This window comes from Prauserella marina (genome assembly GCF_002240355.1).
Lineage (GTDB): Bacteria > Actinomycetota > Actinomycetes > Mycobacteriales > Pseudonocardiaceae > Prauserella_A > Prauserella_A marina.
The window spans coordinates 4950971-4970402 of the sequence record NZ_CP016353.1 but is presented as its reverse complement, the minus strand read 5'-3'; the positions used below and the strand labels follow the sequence as shown (position 1 = coordinate 4970402).

Genomic DNA, 19432 nt, shown 5'->3' with positions numbered 1-19432 from the left:
TGGACATGGGTTCCAAGGCAGGTCGTCGTCGAACCAGGTACAGCGCGGCGTCGTTGTTGCTTGCGCTGTTGGTCGGAGTCGGGGCGTGGTGGACTCAGCAAGACGGGGCCTCCGGTCCGGTCTCCGATGCCGGCCAGGGTGGCCGGGAAGCCGTTGACGGCGCAGATCTCGCTGATGCGCGTGTGCTACTGGGGCAACTCGTTGTCGCCGAGGAGGACACCGGCTACCGCTATGACCGAGATGATTGGCCGCATTGGGTCAGTCAAGGGCAAGGGTGCAACACACGTGAGGTCGCACTGCGCGAGCAGGGGCAAAATGTTCGCGTCGATGACGAGTGCCGTGCTGTCGAGGGAAATTGGCACAGTGACTACGACGGGATCGTCGTTCGTGACGCAGGTGACGCCGACCTGGACCACCTCGTTCCGTTGGCAGAGGCTGCGCGCAGTGGCGCGAGAAGCTGGACGCGTGAACAGCGACGGGAGTTCGCCAACGATCTCGATCATCTGATCGTGGTGACAGCGACCTCCAATCGGCAGAAGGGAGATCAGGATCCGGCGAGTTGGCTGCCAGAGTTAGGGCGTTGTGATTATGTGACTCGATGGATACAGGTCAAGACCAGTTATCAGCTCAGCGTGGACAGGGATGAGTATCGGGCACTTGACGCCGTACTTTCGCACTGCTGACCTGGAATGAAAATTAATCACCAATTGTTGTCGGATGAGAATTGATAACGAGAGTTGCATCTCGCTGATGTTGTTGTCATGACCGGATAGAGCGTTTGTCTGCGGCGGGCTACTGCATTTGGCCGAGCGCCCGTTAGATCACCTTTTATTGACTGTTCTGGTAGATTTTCCGGCCTTGACAAAGGGAGTCTTCTGCGGTTGTCTCCTCATTATTGATCACATGGGGACCTCTCAATACTGTTCTGGTTGCCGACGGGCGTCCTGGGAGGTGTTGGGTCATGAACGTTGGTACCGAACACGATCCGTTTGACTGTCAATCGGAGTAGCACTCCGTGTAGTGGCAAACCAGGATGCCGGAGAAATGGAAGAAGTATCGACCCGAAGACGCAAGGTCGACGCCCGCTGGCATCCGCGACGATGGAACCTTCGAGCCAAGATCGCGGTCGTGTTGCTGTTGCCGGTTCTGGTGGCGCTCATCCTCGGGGGTCTACGCGTACGTGCGGAACTGGCTGAGGCCAGCAAACTCAGCTCCGTTCGTGATCAACTTTCAGTCTTGCGGACCGTCGTCGAATTGGCTGGACTGGTCGACGCCGAGTTGGTCGCGGCGGTAGCGCCCACGGACAGCGCAACCACGCGGGAGCGCGCCTCAGCTGTCGACGTCAAGGCGCTTGATCTGCAACGTGATGTGGCCGTGGCTGATCTCGGGCAGCAGGCCGAGCGAGATTTGAACACTGCCCTTGGCTGGCTCGGTGGGCTGCGCACCAACGACGGAGGGTCCGACCGGCTCGACATGATCGAGGCGTATCGCGCGACGGCGTTCGGGCTCAGTGAGACGCCATCGGGAATCATCGCGGTCGCCGGTAGCAGCGATCTCGACGGTATCGCCGGGACCGTTCGCGCGGTGATGCAGCTGCGTAGCAGTCTGGCTGTCACCGAGGCACTACTCCGGCGAGCGGGCACGGACCCGGTTGAGGGTCCCGCACTCGCTCTCGCAAGCCGCGCCGCCGCTGAGCAGGAGGTCATCAGCGGACAGATAGACCGTGGCCTTCCCGAGAACGAACTGCGTCAGTTCGCCGAGGTGGCAGGTTTTTCCGGCAGCAGGCAGGACATACTGCACAACGCACTCGTCGCCAACCGGCTGACCGAGCCGGGAGCATTGCTGCCGGACCTCGGCGACGAGTTGGCGACATTGAACACCCTGCTGGCGAACCGGATCGACGAGCTGTCCACAAAGGTAGGTGAATGGACGAACCAGGCGAGATCAGAGGCGTTGCGTGACACGGCTCTCGTGATCGCCGCGCTGCTTGGCGCGTTCGCGGTTGCCTTACTTGTCGCGCGTTCGCTGATCGGTCCCGTTCGCCGGTTGCACGCGGCGGCTCTCGACGTGGCTCACCGTCAATTGCCCGAGACCATCGGACTTGTCAGGTCCGGTGGCAAAGTTCCCGATCCGCGGTCAGCGCGAGTCGACGTCGACGAGGACGAGGAGATCGGACAGCTCGCTCGTGCCTTTGACGACATGCACCGTCAGGCCGTGCGGCTTGCTGGGGAACAGGCGGAACTGCGAACCCAGGTCAGTGAGATGTTCACGACCCTGTCGCGGCGCAGCCAGTCGCTTGTCGAGCTCCAGCTTTCGGTGATCGAGGAACTTGAGGCGGAAGAGCGTGATCCGCAGCGGCTGGCTGAACTGTTCCGGCTGGACCATCTCGCGACGCGGCTGCGCCGTAACGGCGAAAACCTGCAAGTGCTCGCGGGGGGAAGTCCAGCCCGCCGCAACACGGGCCCCGTGTCGTCGGCCGAATTGTTGCGGGGGGCTACTTCGGAGGTCAAGGACTACCGCCGGGTCATGCTTGTCAACGCGCCCAACGGCTCGGTTCGTTCTCAAGCCGCCGCGGACATCGTCCACGTCCTCGCGGAACTCCTGGAGAACGCGATCCGGTTCTCACCGCCTCAGGAGCGGGTCGTGCTGACTGCCGATCGTGGGGCCGAGAATGGCTTGCTGATCGAGGTCGTCGACAACGGCCTTGGTATGGCGCCGGAGGACCTGGCCGCGGCGAACGGACGACTCGCCGCAGGCGACGCGGTAAGCCCGGAAACCACGCGGCGTATGGGCTTGTTCGTGGTCGGCAGGCTGGCAGCGCTGCATGGAGTGACAGTCCGGCTGCGATCCACCAACGCGCGTAAGGACCGTCCTGGTGTCACGGCCAGCGTTCACGTGCCCGGCGATCTCATCATCGCCGACGGAACCGTGCGACAAGGCGCTCCACGGCCGGTCAACGGTGTTGCGGTTCGCGGCGTCGTTGGGGACCGGAACCAGCTTTCGGGTACCTCGACCGCGATGCGCCTTGGCCGAGTGCGGCCTGTCGCGAGGCCCGGCCGTACTCCCATCTTCGACGGCGTGGTGTCGAACTGGTTCGCCGATGCGCCCGGCGAACGTGTGGCGGAGCCGTCGGAAGCCGCACGGCCGTCGGCCGAGCTGCCTCAGTCCGCCGTCACCGCCGCCGGTCTGCCCACCCGCAAACCCGGGGCGCAACTCTCGCCGGGCGCGGCACTGCCACGGCGCAGAACGCCGGCCCAACCGGCCTCGTTCCGGGATCCGGCCGCGGTGCGCAGCAACCTGGCACGGCACTACCAGGGCATGCAGGCGGCCCGGCGGCAGGCCGCCGAAGAGCCTGCGCCGAATCGGGAGGGAAAGGCGGATCCATGACGAACGATCAGACTCGGGTGTACGCGCCTGCGGGCACCGGTCACCCGAACAGGGGGACGAGCGCGTCCGAACAGGGCCCCGGTTGGCTCGTGTCCGCGTTCACCGAGGAGGTTTCCGGGGTCGCCCATGCCGCTCTCGTGTCTGCGGACGGCCTTCTGGTGGCTGCCGACAGTGGACTGCCGAAAGACCGTGCCGACCAACTGTCGGCCATCGCGTCGGGACTTTCCAGTCTCGCCGTGGGCACCGCGGAGTTGTTCGCAGCCGGCAGGGTTGTGCAGTCCGTCATCGAGATGGAGGAAGGCTTCCTCCTGCTGATGAGCGTCGGCGATGGTTCGAATCTCGTCGTACTCGCCAGCGTCGGGTGCGACATCGGCCTGGTGGGTTACGAGATGACATTGCTTGTCGACAGAGTCGGGAAGATGGTCGACACCCCGGTTCGTCAAGTGCCCATGCCACAGGGCAGGCCGTGAGTGCCGGGGAACGAACTGAACATTGGGACGAGGAAGCTCGTCCCGCTCCAGCCTTGGCACGTCCGTACGCCTGGACGGAAGGCCGGACCCTGCCCACCGTCGAACTCGCGGTCGAAGCCCTTGTGCAGACCACACCGGAGGGCCGAGCTGTCCCTTACAACAGGGCAAGCGCGATGTCGACGGTCACCCAATTGTGCTTGCAGCCACGCTCGATCGCAGAGGTCGCGGCATATCTGTCGTTACCGCTCGGGGTCGCGCGAGTGCTGGTTGCCGATCTGCTGGGGGCCGGGCTCGTGTTGGTCAGGGACACGCTCGGTGAGGACGCGACGTGGGAAGAACGTCACGAGTTGCTGGAAAGGGTTCTGAGTGGACTTCGCACGCTCTGACCCGAAGCGGGCCGTCTCGGCCAAGCTACTCGTGGCAGGGGGATTCGGTTCCGGGAAGACAACGTTCGTCGACACCATTTCGGAAATCGTTCCCGTGCGTACCGAGGCCGAGTTGACGTCCGCGGGCGTTGGCGTTGACGAAAACCCGGACGTGCCCGGCAAGACGTCAACGACCGTCGCGATGGACTTCGGGCGCATCACACTTGCCGGCGACGTGGTTCTCCATTTGTTCGGAACACCGGGGCAGCACCGGTTCTGGTCCATGTGGGATGACCTGGCGCGTGGCGCGGTCGGTGCGATCGTGCTCGCCGACACTCGCAGGCTCGCGGACAGTTTTCCCGCCATCGACTTCTTCGAGTCGAAGGAACTTCCGTTCGTCGTCGCCGTCAACCAGTTTCCCGGGGCCCGGCCGCACACATCCGCTGAGGTACGTGAGGCGGTGTCGGTCGGGGCCGGTGTTCCGGTGATCAGATGTGATGCCCGGTCCGCCGAGTCGATCAAGCAGGCGCTGATCACGGCGAGCGAACACGCTATCGCGGTGCGACGTCCGGTTTCCCGGCATGTCGGCGACTAACAGGCTATCGATGGAGGTGTCCTCAATGGACCACATGCAGCATTTCGAGATGGGGCAGTGGCTGCTTGTCCTCGCGTACGTGACCTCCGCTGTCGGCTGCACGCTCGGGCTCGCCTGTACGTTGCAGGCGCGTGGTTCGCTGACGCCGAGGGGCAGGTTGATGTGGCTTGCCCTGGCCTCGGTGTCGATCGGTGGTGTCGGTATCTGGGTCATGCACTTCATCGCGATGCTCGGGTTCGCGACTCCTGGTTTTCCTGTGCGCTATGACATCGGTCGTACGGTGTTGTCGGCATTGCTCGCGATCGTGTCGGTCTTCCTCGGCCTGCTCGTGTTCGGTGTGCGGGCTCGGTTCGCGTGGTGGCGGCTGGTGGTCGCGGGTGTCATCACCGGGCTCGCGGTCAACCTCATGCATTACACGGGCATGTGGGCGGTACAGGTCAAGGGCAGCATCGGCTACCACGCGGGCCTGGTTGCGCTGTCCGTGGTCATCGCGGTCGTCGCGGCGACCGCGGCGCTGTGGTTCACCGCCAGCTTGAACAAACCTGGCCATCGCGCGGTGGCGGGTCTGGTGATGGGTGTCGCCGTGACCGGCATGCACTACACCGGCATGGCCGCGGTGCGGGTGCGGTTGGACATGGCCGCGCCCGACCCGGCGGGCACCGAGGTCTTTTCGTTCTTGTTCCCGGTTTTCGTGCTGGCGGCATTGGCGCTGGCAGTGCCGATCGCCGCCGTGTTGCTCGTGCCCGCCGTGGTCGTCGATGGAACGCCTGGCCGACCTTCGGCGGGCAAGACCGTCGTTCACGACGTCGCCGACAGCGGGAATGCCGGCGGGGACGATCGCGCTCATCGTGCGGTTCCCGCGGGTCCGTCGACACGACCGCCGAGCTAGCCGCTACCCGATGTTGCCGGGCGGTGGCCCCGGCACTCGGCTCTTGAAGAAGGGCGCCAGGTCGATGACCTGGCGCCCTTCTTAGTATCCGGCCGAGGAGTCGACGCGGGTCTTGCGTTCGTGGGTGCACTCTCCGTGATCGGCTGACGGATCACGTGTCGTCCTGGACGGATGAGGCGACAAGCTATTGACCCGCATTGTGGGCATGTGTTCATAATGTGAGCAGCCAGCGGTGTAGCCGCGTGGTCAGTGCAACGTCGCACGAGAATGGAACGGTGGAATGTCAGATACGGCGATATTGATCAACACGGCGGTCGCGATCGTGGCCATCGTGGTGCTTATCGTTCGGTTCAAGCTCAACCCGCTGATCGCGCTGGTCATGGGAGCCTGCTACTTGGGGCTGGCGACGGGCCTCGGAGCCGGCGGAACGGTCGACACCGTGAGCGCCGGTTTCGGCGACATCATGGCGGAAATCGGCCTGCTCATCGCGTTCGGTGTGCTGATGGGCGCAGTCCTGCGCGATCTCGGCGCGATCGAGCGACTGGTGGACAAATTGCTCCATGCGCTGGGCCCGAGGGGAGTTCCCCACGGCATGGCGCTCACCATCACGACCTTCTTGCAGTCGATCTATCTTGACGTGCTGCTCGTGATCTCGGCGCCGCTGGCCAGAGGTATCGCGCCGAGGCTCGGCAAGTACGGGACCGCCCGGATGGCGACAGCACTCGCGATCGGACTCGAATGCGGCATTGTCTTCACGATCCCTGGCGTGGGGGCGCTCGCGCTGGCCGGGCTGCTGGAAGTGTCGCTCGGGAAGTACCTTTTGTTCGGTTTGCTGGTCGTCATTCCCACCGTCGCGATCGCCATCACGGTCATGACATTCGTGTTGACCCGCGGCTGGTGGAAGCCTGAACTCGACGAGCAGGCGGCCGGACCGGACACACCGGCGGGAGCCACGGCGGCGCCCTCCGCCGAGCGGCCCGATGCCAGTGAGCCGGACACCACCGCCGAGGAGCGAACGACTGTCTCCGCGTCAGGTGGCGTGAGCACGATGGCCGAACCGCGAACGAGGAAACAGCCGAGCCTGGCGCTGCTCTTCGCGCCGCTGGCGCTCGCGTTGCTGTTGGTCGCGACCGGCGCGATCACCGAGGTCGCCAACTGGAGCAACCCGGTCGTGGCGTTCCTTTCGACACCGACCGTCGCTTTGCTGATCGGGCTCGTCGGTACCTGCGTCATCGGGCGATACGTCATGGGTCAGCCCGCGGTGGAGGAATCGCTGGCCTCCGGGCTCCGGCAAAGTGGACAGATCCTCCTGCTTTCCGGTGTCGGTGGTTCACTCGCCGCCGTCATCGACGCCGCGGGGCTTGGCGACATCCTCGGTAAGTACCTCTCGGCGGCGACCTGGGCGCCGTTGCTCGTGGTGTGGTTGATCGCGGCGGTACTGCATGTCGCTGTCGGTTCCGTGACGATCTCCGCCATCACAGCGGCCGGTCTCCTCGCGCCGGTGGCGCCGAGTCTCGGCCTCGACCCCGTCCTGATCGCATTGGCGGCGGGCGCGGGCTCGCTGTTCATGGTCCACCTGACAAGCAACACCTTCTGGCTGCTGCAATCGCTGATGGGACAGACGACGCGCGGCACGCTCAAGACCTGCTCGGTCGGAGTTTCCGTCGCGTCCGTCATCGCGATGGGCCCGATCCTCCTGCTGAGCGTGTTCCTCTGAGCGTGACCACGTCGAATCGGGAAGGGAGAACATGCACAACGGTGGGACGCGGTTGCCGCTGGAGGGCGTGCGGGTACTGGAACTCGGCAACTACATCGCCGGTCCGACGGCTGGTCGCCTGCTCGCGGATTTCGGTGCCGAGGTCATCAAGGTCGAACGTCCCGGCAGGGGCGATGAGCTGCGGAACTGGCGGTTGTACGCGGGCGACGTTTCGATGCTGTTTCGCACCATCAACCGGAACAAGAAGTCGGTTGTCATCGACCTGAAGTCGGAGCGGGGCCGGGAACTGGTGCTCGAGCTGGTCGGCCATTGCGACGTGGTGATCGAGAACTTCCGCCCCGGAACGCTGGAGAGCTGGGGACTCGGGCCGGACGAACTCGAAGCCGCCAACCCCGCCGTCGTTCTCGCGCGCATCTCGGCGTTCGGCCAGACCGGGCCGCTCGCCGAGCGCCCCGGCTTCGCCGCTGTCGCCGAGGCGATGGGCGGTTTGCGGCAATTGGTCGGGGAGGCCGACCGTCCGCCGTCGCGGGTCGGCGTTTCCATCGGTGATTCGATCGCCGGGCTCTACACCGCGTTCGGAGTGCTCGTGTCGTTGCTGCAACGGGAGAAGGACGGCGGTCAGGCAGGGCCACTGTCGGGGAGGGTGGTCGATGTAGCCCTGCACGAGGCTGTGTTCTCCATGATGGAGTCACTGGTGCCCGACTACACCGCCTACGGTGTCGAGCGGCAGCGTGTCGGCGGTCGTATGGAGGGCATCGCGCCGAGCAACGCCTATCCGTGCGCCGACGGTTCCAGCGTCGTCATCGCGGGCAACGGCGATTCGATCTTCCAGCGCTACATGGTGGCCATCGGCAGACCTGATCTCGCGGAAGATCCCGCGCTGCGAACCAACGCGGGGCGGTGGGAGCGCAGGGATGAGCTGGACGGGGCCATCGGCGCGTGGACGCGTTGCCTGCCGAGGGCGGAGGTGCTGAGGGTGCTCGACGAAGCCGGTGTCCCGGCGGGACCGATTTACACCGCCGCCGACATCTGCGCCGACGAACAGTATCGGTCGCGCCGGATGATCCAGCACCTTCCGGTCGACGTCGGTGCCGGTACTCCGGCCGAGGTCGGCTTTCCCGGCATCGTTCCCGTGCTCGGTGAGACTTCGCTTCCGGTGAGGCAGGTCGGCCCCGACCTGGGCGAGCACACGAGGGAGGTACTCGGCGACGTACTCGGACACGGCGAACAGGACATCGACAAGCTCATCGGGGAAATGGAGCAACGTGCATGACCGGCTACCGGTTCGAGCCCGCCGTGACCGTCAGGGACGTCACGTTGCGGGACGGTTTACAGCTCACCGGCAAGACTTTGGACACCGACCGCAAGGTCGCCGTGGTTCGCGAATTGCTACGGATGGGCGTGCCGAGTGTCGAAGTCGGTTCGCTGGCCCGACCAGACCTGGTGCCGCCCATGGCCAACACTCTCGACGTGCTCGCGCGGCTCACGCCAGAAGAACTCAAGAGGTGCTGGGTGTGGGTGGCGACACCTCGGCACGTGGAGAAGGCCGCCGCCGCGGGCGCGGTGAACTTCCAGTACTGCCTTTCCGTTTCGGATAAGCACAACGAGGCGAATATCGGCCGGCCGACCGAAGCGAGCATCGAAGCGATGCCGAAGGCAATTGATCTCGCGCACGCGGTGGGCGGCCGGATCCAGCTCTGTCTCGCGACGGCGCTCACGTGTCCTTTCGACGGCCAGGTACCCGAGGCGCGAGTATTGGAGATTGTCAACGATCCACGCACCGACGGCGCAGCCGACGTGATCGTGTGCGACACGCTCGGGCAGGCGGTTCCGGCGCAGGTCGAACAGCTCGTCCGACATGTCGCCGAACGCACGCCACCACGCCGGATCGGTTTTCACGGCCACGACACCTGGGGGCTGGGTGTGGCCAATTCACTGGCCGCGGCGCGCGCGGGCGCGTCCGAGGTGGACGGTTCACTCGGCGGCCTCGGCGGCTGCCCGTTCGCACCGGGGGCGAGCGGTAACGCCGCGACGGAGGACCTGCTGTTCGCCTTGCGTCCTTCGTGGCTGACTCCGGAATCGTTCGCTGTCCTCGTCGGACTGACCGGCGAATTGCTCGACGAACTCGGCGAGCCCAACCGGTCGCGTGCCGTTCAGGGCGCTCGCGCCAGCGCCACTGCTTTTTCCTGGGCGGTCGGGGACGCGCGGTGACCGCACCGGTGTTCTTGGTGACGGCTCCGCTCCCGGAGCCGGGAATGACCATGCTGCGGTCCGCGGGTGAGGTCGTGCTCCCCAGCAGGCCGCTTTCAGCGTCCGAACTGGACATCGCGTGCGCCTCGGGTGATTACGACGTCGTCGTCGCTCAGCTCACCGACCGGTTTGACGCCGCGTTGCTGGCGCGGGCTTCGATCAAGGGCATCGCGAACTACGCGGTCGGTTTCGACAACGTCGACGTCGCAGCCGCGACCGCCAACGGCGTTCTCGTGTGCAACACGCCCGGCGTGCTGACAGAGGCGACGGCGGACCTGGCGATGCTGTTGATACTGGCGACGGCCCGGCGTTGTGTCGAGGCGGACGAGTTCACGCGATCGGGAAGGTTCGAGGGCTGGCGTCCCGAGTTGTTGCTCGGCGCGGACGTGAGCGGTGCGGCGCTGGGGCTCGCCGGATTCGGCCGGATCGCACGCGCGACGGCGAAGCGGGCACTGGGCTTCGGCATGGACGTTCGGTACACGGTGCGTCGCGGTCCGATTCCGGACGGCGAACTCGGCGAGCTCGCCGGCAGGGTGCGCTATCTACCGTGGACCGAACTCGTGCGCACAAGCGACTTCTTGTCGCTGCACGTGCCCTTGACCGAGGACACCTTGCATCTGATCGACGCCGCCACCCTGCGGTCGATGAAACCGACGGCGTTTCTGATCAACACCGCGCGCGGTCCAATTATCGACGAGAAGGCGCTGGTGGACGCACTCCGGTCGGGAGAGATCGGCGGCGCGGGCCTCGACGTCTACGAATGCGAGCCGCGACTGGCGAGCGGGCTGGCCGGGTTGCCGAACACGACGCTGTTGCCGCATGTCGGCAGCGCGACCAGGTCGGTGCGGGCGAGGATGGCCGAGTTGTGCGCGGACAACGCCGTCGCGATGGCGGTGGGTGAGCCGCCCCGCCATCCGGTCAACGCCGGTGAACCCGGGATCAGCCCGGAAACCGGCCACCCAGCGCGCGGGTGATGCGCTCCGCGTGCTCCACGAGCACGTCGATCCACTCGACGCATTTCTCGTGCGGCATGCGCAGCGTCGGCCCCTGGATGACGAGCGCGCCCACCAGGTCGGCAGCCGAATCGAACACCGGCGAGGCGAGACCTGACGCGCCGTCGACACGTTCGCCGACGGTGATGGCGTAACCGTCGGCGGCTGTCTGTTTGATGAGACGTCTGAGCTCGTCCTTGTCGGTGATGGTGCTCTCGGTGAGCTGGGGAAGCTCGTGCTGGAGTACTTCCTCCGCCAGCTGAGGGGTCCAGGCGAGCAGGACCCGCCCTGAGGAACCGACCGTGATGGGCGCGATCCGGCCGACCGCCATGTCCCTGCGCAGGGCGTGGTGGGTTTCGGCGACGGCGATGCACACGCGGTAGTCACCTTCGGCGCGGAAGAAGCAGGCGGTCTCTCCCGTGAGGTCGCGCAGGTCCTTGAGCACAGGATTGACCACGGCCAGCACGTCGAGGTCCTTCGCGGCGGCCGCCGCCCAGTAGGCCATGCGGACGCCGATGCGGAATCCCTCTTCGCTGCGGTCGAGAAAACCGTTCGCGACCAGGTTGGTTACGAGCCGTTGTACGGTCGAGGTCGGGAGGCCGGTAGACTGCTGGATCTCGCGCAAGGTCAATGACGGCCGCTTCAGCGTAAACGCGTTGAGAATCTCCGTGATCTTGCCCAACACGAGCAGCGGCGTGTGCGTGGCCCCTTCGGTCGCTTTGGCCGCGGGATCCCGGCCATGCTCGTCGCGGCTACTCATGGCGTCGAAGATACGACAGGAGGACGGCGTTGTCTGAGAACGCCCCGCGTCAAGCGGATGTGGTGACCATGGCCGACGTACTTGCCGCGGCCGAACGGTTTACCGGCGTGATTCCGGCAAGCCCGCTACAGCGCAACGAACGGCTCTCCATTCGCCACGATCTCGACGTCTGGATCAAAAGGGAGGATCTGAACACCGTCCGTTCCTACAAGGGACGCGGTGCCTACAACCTGATCAGCGGGCTGAGCGCCGAGCAGCGGGAGCGTGGTGTCGTCTGCGCGAGCGCGGGCAACCACGGCCAGGGGGTCGCCTTCGCCTGCGCCTCCATCGGCGTCACCGCGCGGGTGTACCTCCCGCGGACCACGCCGAGGCAGAAACGTGACAGGGTCGCGAGGCTCGGCGGCGCTCACGTGCAGATCGTCGTCGAGGGCGAGACCTACGACGATGCCGCCGCGGCGGCTCGTGACCACGCCGAGAGCACGGGCATGACGTTGATCCCCGCGTTCGATCACCCCCGCACGATCGCGGGGCAGGGCACGGTGGTCAAGGAGATCATCGAGCAACTCGGTAAGGCACCTGACGCGATCGTCGTGCCGGTCGGCGGTGGTGGACTGCTCGCGGGAACTCTGACCTGGCTGAGGGAGACTCACCCCGGCGTCACGGTCATCGGCGCCGAGCCGGCAGGCGGAGCGAGCATGGCGCTGGCACTGGCCGAAGGCGGACCCGCGCCTTTGGATGAGGTCGATCCCTTCGTCGACGGTGCGGCGGTGAAGCAGGTCGGGCAGTTCACCTACGCGATCGCGGCGGAGCGGAACCCGAAACTCGTCGCGGTGCCCGAAGGTCAGATCTGTGTCGAAATGCTCGACCTCTACCAGTCGGACGGCATCATCAGTGAGCCGGCGGGCGCGCTGGCCGCTTCCGCGTTGAACCTGGATCTCGGGCTCGCACCCGGCGCGACGGTGGTGTGCATTCTCTCCGGCGGAAACAACGACGTCAGCCGCTACGCCGAGATCGTCGAGCGGGCGCTCGTGTTCGAGGGGCGCAAGCACTACTTCCTGGTGGAGTTCCCTCAGGAGCCGGGAGCACTGCGCCGGTTTCTCGACGACGTGCTCGGCCCCGACGACGACATCACGTTGTTCGAGTACGTCAAACGCAACAACAGGGAGACCGGGCCCGCGCTGGTCGGCGTCGAACTGGGCGCGCCCGAGGATCTGGAACCCATGTTGAAGCGGATGGACGCCGCTCCGCATCGCATCGAACAGGTCTCACCGGACAGTCCGCTGTTCAGTTTCCTCGTGTGAGCGAGCGCTGACGGCGGTAACCGACTGAAGGGATGGCGACGCATGGCATCCGTGGCCGCGGCCGACCGTGTCGACCGAGCCGAACTCGTGAAGTTCCTCAAGCCTCGCCATCGCGGGGTGCTGTTGACCAGCAGAGCTGACGGCGGGCCACAGATGTCTCCGGTCACCTGCGGTGTGGACGGCGAGGGCAGGCTCGTCGTTTCGACCTATCCGGAGCGGGCCAAGACACACAACGCGCGCCGCGATCCGCGCGTGTCGATGTGTGTGCTCTCAGATGAGTGGAACGGACCTTACGTCCAGGTCGACGGCATCGCCGAGGTACTGGACATGCCGGATGCCGTCGAGGGTCTCGTCGAGTACTTCCGTTGTATTTCCGGGGAGCACCCTGACTGGGCCGAGTACAGGGAAGCGATGGTCAGGCAGAACAAGTCGTTGATCAGGATCGGCATCGAACGATGGGGGCCCATCGCGACCGGGGGCTTTCCTTCGCGGCTTGCCGACGGCTGACGTCGTTCCGGCGGCGCGGCCGGGCTGACGACATCCACAGTGGACCGTCGGATGTCTCCGGGGTGGTCACGGAACAGTGCGGCGTGCGGTCAGGGGGCGACTCGCTCCGGACCGCGAGTGGTGAGTAGTCCGCTGATCTTGGCGAACGCGGCGGCATTACGCAGCTCGGTCAGCGGGATGCGCAGCGTGCGCCGCCCGTCCGAGCGCACGGTGGCGAGCGGGTCGGTCGCGGTCCAGGAGAAGTCGATATCGCGTACCCGGTCCCACGCGATGTCGCGGTTCTTGTGGCGCAGACCCGCCGGACTCACGGTGGTCTTCGGGCCGCACGAAAACGAATCTCCCTGTTGATGGGCCGACAACCAGTTCCGGATCAGGTGGTCGGCGTGGAGTTGGAGAATCGTCAGGCCGACAACGTCGCCCATCCCGGCCGAGACCAGGGTTCCGCCGAGAACGGTCTCGCCGTCGCGGCGAATGGCGCGCAGTTCCTGAAGGCCAGTTGCCCCTGGACGATCGAAAAGGCACACGTAGTAAAGATCGCCCCAGGTGACGGCGATGACCTCGGTGTGGTTGCCGACGACGATGCCGTCCTCGTACAGCGCGAGGCGTCGGCCGGCACCCCGGATGATGTCGGTACCGAACCAGCGGGCGTCGTCGCCGAGCCCGTGCCGCATTCCCTCCACCCGCATCCGGTCGGCGAGATCGTCGAGATCGGCGGGTGGTTCCGGTTCTCCTATCTCGGGGAACATGAGGTATTCAGTGGCGTCCAGCCACCGGCGCCGCCGCTTGGCAGGCCCTGACGTGGGAGCGACGAAGAGTTGGTGGCTTGCCCCACTTCGGTCGAACATCCGTTGTGCGACCTCGGAGAAGTGTGCGTACTCGTCGCGTGCGCGCAATGCCGCGACGAAGACGGGTTGCGGGTGGTCGCTGTTGTCGAACAGCGCGAGATGGTAGTCGCGCCGGTCGACTCTGCTCAACTCGTCCCAGCGGACGGTGCGGGCGCCGGCGTGGACACCGTCGGGGCCCAGGACGAAGGAGTCCCGCCAGAAATGCTGCCGTCCCTGCGCGAGTGTGGTGACGACATCGTCGACGAAGCGGCGGGAAGCCTCGTGCGTGGCGTCCAGTTTGGCCGAAAGCAGCCGCAGGACTTCCTGCGGATCGACGCCGGGCCACTTTCGGAACGTCGATGCCTTGTAGTGGGCGGCCCTGCCGACGGTGTCGCCGTGGACGGAAACCTTGGTGAGCGTGCGGTCGCCGCGGGGGCCGGTCTCGAAAACCTGGTCGGTTTTGACGACGTCGTCCCAGTGCCAGCATTCAGGGGCGATGCGGTTGAGCGCGCTCACGAAACCACGTTCGTAGAAGGCGATGGCGAAACTTTTTGATGCTCCTTCTTCCTGGACGAATGCTCTCAGTTCGGCTCCGAGGTCCATTTCTTCGGCTTTGTCGCGAACCTTGTCGAGTCGCGTTGGTTGATTCGCGCTCCCTCTACCGAACATGGTGAAAATTCATACCAGATTGGCGCCGGAGCCCTGTCGGCTATTCTCGGTCGACAAAATGCATCAGTTCGGCACGTGTTCTGTATTCAATTCACCGGATGACGCGGCTTCGATGGCAGGCGGGAGGAGAGTGCGCGGTGCGGGAAGTGGATGTGGAAAAAGCTCGATGTCAACCCTGGTGTGTTGACCAGCGCAGCCCTGGGCCAGTGCGGATGTCGGGATGTCCGAGGTGAGCACATTCGGGTTTCCGTGCGCGCACAGTGCCTTGTCCGCGACGACGGACCCGCTAAAAGCACCGGCGCCGTCGTCGGGAAGATCGACCGGGTCGAACCATGCGCCCGTCGCCAGCACGACGACACCGGGACGGACACGGTCGGACAGAACGACGCCCGCGAGGCATGCGCCCCTGCGGTTGAAGACTCGTACGACGTCGCCTTCGCCCACGCCGTGAGTCGCGGCGTCACGCGGGTGCATCGTGATGGGTTCCCTGCCGGAAATCTTGGAGTTCTGGCTGGTTTCTCCGATGTCACCCTGACCGTGCAACCGGGTTCGCGGCTGATTGGCGATGAGGTGGAGCGGATACGTCGCGTCCCGCCTCGGCGCGAACCAGGTCGCCTGTCCAGGGCAGTCCGCGTAGCCGAACCCCGCGATCGTCGCCGAGGCCAGTTCGATCCTGCCGCTCGGCGTGGCGAGCCCATTGCCGTCGGGGTCGGCGCGGAACGCCGCGAGCGGGGTCGGGTGACGGTGCCCGGCCGGTAGCGGCAGGGAACCTTGCTCCCAGAATTCGGCGAAGGAAGGGATGTCATGGCGCTCGCGGCGGAGCCGCTCGCGCCAGCCGCCGTAGAGATGCTTGAGCCATTGTGCGGGCGTGCGTCCCTCGGTGAACTCGTCGCCGACCCCGAGCCTGCGGGCGACGTCGGCGAGGATGCGGTAGTCGTCGCGCGCCTGTCCGTGCGGTTCGAGTACCCGTGGCATGGCGAAGAGGTGCGTGTCCCTCCTGCCCGCGCCGATATCCTCGCGTTCGAGTGTCGTCGTCACGGGTAGCACGATGTCGGCGTGCCGGGCCGTGGCCGTCCAATGTGGTTCGTGCACGACGACGGTGTCGGGTTTGCCGAAGGCCTGCCTGAGCCGGTTGAGGTCCTGATGGTGGTGAAACGGGTTCCCTCCCGCCCAGTAGACGAGTCGGATGTCGGGATAGTGGTATGTGCCGCCGTCGTAGTCGAAGCGCGAGCCGGGGCTCAGCAGCATGTCGGCGATCCTCGCGACCGGAATGAATGACCTGACCGCGTTGTGTCCCCTCGGAAGGAACGGCAATGGGAGAGCGGCTCCGGTCTCGCCGACATCGCCCATCGACCCGTACCCGTGCCCGAAGCCACCGCCGGGCAGGCCGATCTGCCCCAGCATCGCGGCGAGAGTCAGACCGGCCCACACCGGCTGCTCACCGTGCTCGATGCGTTGCAGCGACCAGGAGACGGTGATCAATGTCCTTTTCGAGGCCATCTTTCGGGCGAGCGCACGGATGTCGGTGGCGGTGACGTCGCACCAACTCGCGGCCCACTCGGCGTTCTTGGGGACGCCGTCGCGACGGCCGAGCAGGTAGTCGGCCACGTCGTCGAAACCGACGCAGTAGCGGTCGAGGAAAACGGGGTCGTGGAGATTGTCGGTCAGCACCGTATGGGCGAGCCCGAGCATCAGTGCGACGTCGGTGGCCGGTGCGATGGGCACCCAACGAGCCCCCGGTGTGCCGGGTGCGTCGTCGGCGAGCGGGCTGATCGAGACGACCTCGACACCGGAGTTCCCGAGTTGGCGCAGCGCCGTGCTGGTGGCGTGCTCGGTGACGCCACCCGGCGTCACGGACACGTTCTTCTCAGGTAGCCCGCCGAAGGCGACCAGGAGATCGGTGTGCTCGGCGATCGTCGGCCAGGTGTCCGCGTTCCTGAGCAGCGTGTCGGCGTCGCCGACGAGATGTGGAAGCAGGACCGACGACGATCCCGTGCTGTAGGTGTTGCGTGAGGAGGTGTAGCCGCCGATCACGTTGAGGAAGCGGTGTAGCTGGCTCTGCGCGTGGTGGAACCGGCCCGCGCTCGCCCAGCCGTAGGAGCCGCCGAAGATCGCGGAGTTGCCGTGCGTCCTGCGGGTCGCGTCGAGTCGCTCGGCGAGCAGGTCCAGTGCGGTGTCCCAGGTGACCTCGACGAATTCGTCGCGCCCCCGGCGTGAGCTGGGGCCGGGGCCGTGATCGAGCCAGCCGCGCCGGATGGCGGGTGCGCTGATCCGGGTGGGGTGCCGTGAGCCGGCGGCCACGTTGCCGAGCAGCGGAGAGGGCGCCTTGTCGAGTGGATGCGCCGCGACTTCGACGGTGTCGCCGACGGCGCGAACGCGATAGGCGCCCCAGTGTGACGTCGTGGTCGACCAGTTCGTCTCGTCGGAGCGCATCTGATCGAAGTTAGGAGCAGCCGAGACGTCCGGTCAACTCGCGTCCACGTCAACCTTGTCCACCCCTCGAAACGGCTTTGACCTGCTTGGCCGGTGCTGGTGACGTGGAACAGCGAGGAGGGAGAACATGGTGAATTCACCAGCTCCGCCCGGCCCCTTCGACGTCGATGTCGTTCTCGACGTCGTGATCAGGGGCAGCGGCGACGCCGGACAGGTGTCGGAAGCGGCGGCGGTGCTCGCCGCCGCGATCAGCTCGGAGTTTCCGGCGCCAGTGGGGACGCGGAGCGTGATGGTGCGTCACGGTACGTCGGAACGGGTGCTGCGGGTCGCGGTTCCTCACACCCGTTACGGGCAGGGCCGTTCCGTCAGAATCGACGTCGCCTCACGCAGAGTGTGGGCTGGACGTTCGCCGGTTGAGCTGACGAGGCTCGAATTCGATCTGCTCTGTTTCCTGACCAGGCGGGCGGGCAGGGTGTGCGGACGTGAGGAGCTGATCAACGAGGTGTGGGGGCTTCCCGACGTCAAGAGGGGTACCGGGCGAGGGCGCACGCTGGACGTACACATCCGGAAGCTGCGGACGAAGCTGGGAGCCGGTTCGTCGTTGATCACGACGGTCCGTGGCGTCGGTTACCGGCTTGAGAACGACGGCAGGGTGCGGATCGAGCCGGCCTGAAACAAGTTGACAGGCACCTGTCAACTTGGTGAGATGGGCCCATGACGCCCCAGGAAACGCTCACCCCTCGCGGGCTTGCCTACTCTGAGCTGGCGATCGAGGTGTTCCGGCTCAACGGCCTGCTGTTGGCGGCGGGTGACGAACTCGCCAAGCCGGCGGGGTTGACCAGCGCCCGCTGGCAGGTGCTGGGTGTGATCGACCACCGGCCGGCCACCGTCGCCGAGGTTGCCCGCACCATGGGGCTGACCCGGCAGAGCGTGCGGCAGACCGCCGACGCGCTCGCAGGCGCCGGGCTGATCGCGTTCCAGCCGAATCCCCGGCACCGGAGGGCCAAACTGCTGGAGCCGACCGCGCGGGGCAGGGCGGCGCTGGCCGAGGTGGAGCGACGGCAGGCGGATTGGGCGAACCGGATCGGCGGCCACGTGTCCCTGCCGGAATTGACGGAGACGATCACCATGCTGCGGGAACTAAGCGGGTTGCTCGGCGCGGCCGACCAGCCGGTGGGACAGCCGTGAGCTGGGAGGTGATGATCCGGCAGAGCGCGAGAAAAGATCCGCGTCGCCGTGATCGGGATGCTTCCTGATCCACTGTGGACCAAACGAGGGGCCGGTCCGCGCCACCGGCGGCCGGAGGTCAGGATCGGCTACTTTTGACCTGGTCGGCAGGATCGTGCCGACAGGAACCTGTGCGGAGGAATGGCCCTGATGGAGCGCGGTGGACAACGGGAGATCCGGTTTCGGGGGCGGACGATGCGGACCGACCGGCCGTTGGTGATGGCCATCATCAACAGGACGCCCGACTCGTTCTACGACCGTGGCTCCACCTACGGCACCGCCGAGGCACTCGCAGCCGTTGAGACGGCCGTCGCCGAGGGAGCCGACATCATCGACATCGGGGGTGTCAAGGCGGGCCCCGGCGCCACGGTCGACGTGACCGAGGAGATTCGCAGGGTGGTGCCGTTCGTCGCCGAGGTGCGGCAGCGCTTTCCCGGTCTCGCCATCAGCGTCGACACCTGGAGGCACGAGGTGGGGCGAAGCGCTGTCGCCGAGGGAGCCGACCTGCTCAACGACACCTGGGCGGGCGCGGACCCGAGGCTTGCCGAGGTGGCGGCGGAGTTCGGCGCGGGATACGTGTGTTCCCACACCGGCGGCGCGACGCCGCGAACCCGGCCGCACAGGGTCGCCTACGACGACATCGTGGCCGACGTCATCGCGGAGGTCACGCGCCGGGCTGAGGCGCTGGCCGCGCTCGGCGTCCCCAGGGACGGAATCCTGATCGACCCCACACACGACTTCGGCAAGAACACCTGGCATTCGCTGGAGTTGACAAGGCGGCTCGACCAGCTCACCGCGACAGGATGGCCGGTGCTCGTCGCCCTTTCCAACAAAGATTTCGTCGGCGAGTCACTCGGTGCGGACGTGCGGGATCGGCTGGTGGGAACGCTGGCCGCCACCGCGATCTGCGCGTGGCAGGGTGCGGCGGTCTTCCGTGCCCACAACGTCGCCGAAACCTGTCAGACGCTCGACATGGTCGCGGTGATCCTCGGGCAGCGCGCTCCGGCGAAGGTACTGAGAGGATTCGCCTGATCCACAGTGGACAT

At 66.2% G+C, this 19432-nt stretch carries 18 protein-coding genes; 15 read left to right on the top strand and 3 right to left on the bottom strand.

The features are described from left to right. Window positions 1-5 precede the first annotated feature (5 nt). The 10 genes from BAY61_RS22785 to BAY61_RS22740 all read left to right on the top strand — a co-directional run bounded on the left by BAY61_RS22785 (window position 6) and on the right by BAY61_RS22740 (window position 10647). Window positions 6-683 (top strand): HNH endonuclease family protein, encoded by a 678-nt coding sequence (locus BAY61_RS22785; protein WP_143021401.1) that lies wholly within the window; start codon window positions 6-8, stop codon window positions 681-683. Window positions 684-1044: 361 nt separating this feature from the next. Beyond that, window positions 1045-3387, top strand: a complete 2343-nt coding sequence (locus BAY61_RS22780) for a HAMP domain-containing sensor histidine kinase (RefSeq protein ID WP_091807610.1) — start codon at window positions 1045-1047, stop codon at window positions 3385-3387. Further along, window positions 3384-3857, top strand: coding sequence for a roadblock/LC7 domain-containing protein (locus tag BAY61_RS22775; RefSeq protein WP_245865352.1), 474 nt, complete (start codon window positions 3384-3386; stop codon window positions 3855-3857). Before BAY61_RS22780 ends, BAY61_RS22775 begins: the two co-directional genes overlap by 4 nt. A 53-nt stretch (window positions 3858-3910) precedes the next feature. Beyond that, window positions 3911-4243 (top strand): DUF742 domain-containing protein, encoded by a 333-nt coding sequence (locus BAY61_RS22770; RefSeq protein ID WP_245865350.1) that lies wholly within the window; start codon window positions 3911-3913, stop codon window positions 4241-4243. After that, window positions 4224-4817 (top strand): GTP-binding protein, encoded by a 594-nt coding sequence (locus BAY61_RS22765; RefSeq protein ID WP_091807607.1) that lies wholly within the window; start codon window positions 4224-4226, stop codon window positions 4815-4817. The genes BAY61_RS22770 and BAY61_RS22765 overlap by 20 nt, the downstream gene beginning before the upstream one ends. A 25-nt stretch (window positions 4818-4842) precedes the next feature. Next, complete coding sequence (locus tag BAY61_RS22760) at window positions 4843-5706, top strand: MHYT domain-containing protein (protein ID WP_091807605.1); 864 nt, start codon at window positions 4843-4845, stop codon at window positions 5704-5706. A gap of 280 nt (window positions 5707-5986) precedes the next feature. Continuing rightward, on the top strand, window positions 5987-7423 hold the full coding sequence (locus BAY61_RS22755; RefSeq protein ID WP_091807604.1) for a GntP family permease: 1437 nt from the start codon (window positions 5987-5989) through the stop codon (window positions 7421-7423). 31 nt (window positions 7424-7454) lie between these two features. Then, window positions 7455-8696, top strand: a complete 1242-nt coding sequence (locus tag BAY61_RS22750) for a CaiB/BaiF CoA transferase family protein (protein WP_091807602.1) — start codon at window positions 7455-7457, stop codon at window positions 8694-8696. After that, the gene (locus BAY61_RS22745; protein ID WP_091807601.1) at window positions 8693-9634 is read left to right on the top strand and encodes a beta/alpha barrel domain-containing protein; all 942 of its coding nucleotides are present in this window, start codon (window positions 8693-8695) and stop codon (window positions 9632-9634) included. Before BAY61_RS22750 ends, BAY61_RS22745 begins: the two co-directional genes overlap by 4 nt. Further along, window positions 9631-10647, top strand: a complete 1017-nt coding sequence (locus tag BAY61_RS22740) for a 2-hydroxyacid dehydrogenase (RefSeq protein WP_091807599.1) — start codon at window positions 9631-9633, stop codon at window positions 10645-10647. The genes BAY61_RS22745 and BAY61_RS22740 overlap by 4 nt, the downstream gene beginning before the upstream one ends. On the opposite strand, the gene BAY61_RS22735 is transcribed toward BAY61_RS22740, so the two are convergent. Beyond that, on the bottom strand, window positions 10613-11425 hold the full coding sequence (locus tag BAY61_RS22735; RefSeq protein WP_091807597.1) for an IclR family transcriptional regulator: 813 nt from the start codon (window positions 11423-11425) through the stop codon (window positions 10613-10615). The two genes, BAY61_RS22740 and BAY61_RS22735, sit on opposite strands and share 35 nt — an antisense overlap. 68 nt (window positions 11426-11493) lie before the next feature. Here BAY61_RS22735 and ilvA point away from each other — a divergent pair, with 68 nt between their 5' ends. After that, a complete protein-coding gene (ilvA, locus tag BAY61_RS22730; RefSeq protein WP_176879806.1) occupies window positions 11494-12726 on the top strand; it encodes a threonine ammonia-lyase IlvA in 1233 nt (410 codons plus the stop codon). 42 nt (window positions 12727-12768) lie between these two features. Beyond that, a complete protein-coding gene (locus BAY61_RS22725; RefSeq protein WP_091807596.1) occupies window positions 12769-13233 on the top strand; it encodes a PPOX class F420-dependent oxidoreductase in 465 nt (154 codons plus the stop codon). Between the two features lie 89 nt (window positions 13234-13322). Here the strand turns inward: BAY61_RS22725 and BAY61_RS22720 are convergent, their stop codons facing one another. Both BAY61_RS22720 and BAY61_RS22715 read right to left on the bottom strand, forming a co-directional pair. Then, complete coding sequence (locus tag BAY61_RS22720; protein WP_143021400.1) at window positions 13323-14573, bottom strand: hypothetical protein; 1251 nt, start codon at window positions 14571-14573, stop codon at window positions 13323-13325. Window positions 14574-14789: 216 nt separating this feature from the next. Continuing rightward, window positions 14790-17159, bottom strand: coding sequence for a molybdopterin-dependent oxidoreductase (locus BAY61_RS22715; RefSeq protein ID WP_091807592.1), 2370 nt, complete (start codon window positions 17157-17159; stop codon window positions 14790-14792). A 127-nt stretch (window positions 17160-17286) separates the two neighbouring features. On the opposite strand from BAY61_RS22715, the gene BAY61_RS22710 reads away from it, so the two are divergent. From BAY61_RS22710 to folP, 3 genes are all read left to right on the top strand, one after another. Next, the gene (locus BAY61_RS22710; RefSeq protein WP_143021399.1) at window positions 17287-17832 is read left to right on the top strand and encodes a winged helix-turn-helix domain-containing protein; all 546 of its coding nucleotides are present in this window, start codon (window positions 17287-17289) and stop codon (window positions 17830-17832) included. 41 nt (window positions 17833-17873) lie between these two features. Then, window positions 17874-18347 carry a MarR family winged helix-turn-helix transcriptional regulator gene (locus BAY61_RS22705; RefSeq protein WP_091807590.1) on the top strand — a complete coding sequence of 158 codons (474 nt, stop codon included), beginning with the start codon at window positions 17874-17876 and terminating at the stop codon, window positions 18345-18347. A gap of 234 nt (window positions 18348-18581) precedes the next feature. Next, on the top strand, window positions 18582-19418 hold the full coding sequence (gene folP / locus BAY61_RS22700) for a dihydropteroate synthase (RefSeq protein ID WP_091807941.1): 837 nt from the start codon (window positions 18582-18584) through the stop codon (window positions 19416-19418). Window positions 19419-19432: the final 14 nt, after the last annotated feature.

What these genes read in the sequence shown, in the direction of transcription:
- BAY61_RS22785 (WP_143021401.1), top strand. Translation starts at nt 6, where the DNA reads ATGGGTTCCAAGGCAGGTCGTCGTCGAACCAGGTACAGCGCGGCGTCG.
- BAY61_RS22780 (WP_091807610.1), top strand. Translation starts at nt 1,045, where the DNA reads ATGGAAGAAGTATCGACCCGAAGACGCAAGGTCGACGCCCGCTGGCAT.
- BAY61_RS22775 (WP_245865352.1), top strand. Translation starts at nt 3,384, where the DNA reads ATGACGAACGATCAGACTCGGGTGTACGCGCCTGCGGGCACCGGTCAC.
- BAY61_RS22760 (WP_091807605.1), top strand. Translation starts at nt 4,843, where the DNA reads ATGGACCACATGCAGCATTTCGAGATGGGGCAGTGGCTGCTTGTCCTC.
- BAY61_RS22755 (WP_091807604.1), top strand. Translation starts at nt 5,987, where the DNA reads ATGTCAGATACGGCGATATTGATCAACACGGCGGTCGCGATCGTGGCC.
- BAY61_RS22750 (WP_091807602.1), top strand. Translation starts at nt 7,455, where the DNA reads ATGCACAACGGTGGGACGCGGTTGCCGCTGGAGGGCGTGCGGGTACTG.
- BAY61_RS22745 (WP_091807601.1), top strand. Translation starts at nt 8,693, where the DNA reads ATGACCGGCTACCGGTTCGAGCCCGCCGTGACCGTCAGGGACGTCACG.
- BAY61_RS22735 (WP_091807597.1), bottom strand. Translation starts at nt 11,425, where the DNA reads ATGAGTAGCCGCGACGAGCATGGCCGGGATCCCGCGGCCAAAGCGACC.
- ilvA (WP_176879806.1), top strand. Translation starts at nt 11,494, where the DNA reads ATGGCCGACGTACTTGCCGCGGCCGAACGGTTTACCGGCGTGATTCCG.
- BAY61_RS22725 (WP_091807596.1), top strand. Translation starts at nt 12,769, where the DNA reads ATGGCATCCGTGGCCGCGGCCGACCGTGTCGACCGAGCCGAACTCGTG.
- BAY61_RS22715 (WP_091807592.1), bottom strand. Translation starts at nt 17,159, where the DNA reads ATGCGCTCCGACGAGACGAACTGGTCGACCACGACGTCACACTGGGGC.
- BAY61_RS22710 (WP_143021399.1), top strand. Translation starts at nt 17,287, where the DNA reads ATGGTGAATTCACCAGCTCCGCCCGGCCCCTTCGACGTCGATGTCGTT.
- BAY61_RS22705 (WP_091807590.1), top strand. Translation starts at nt 17,874, where the DNA reads ATGACGCCCCAGGAAACGCTCACCCCTCGCGGGCTTGCCTACTCTGAG.
- folP (WP_091807941.1), top strand. Translation starts at nt 18,582, where the DNA reads ATGCGGACCGACCGGCCGTTGGTGATGGCCATCATCAACAGGACGCCC.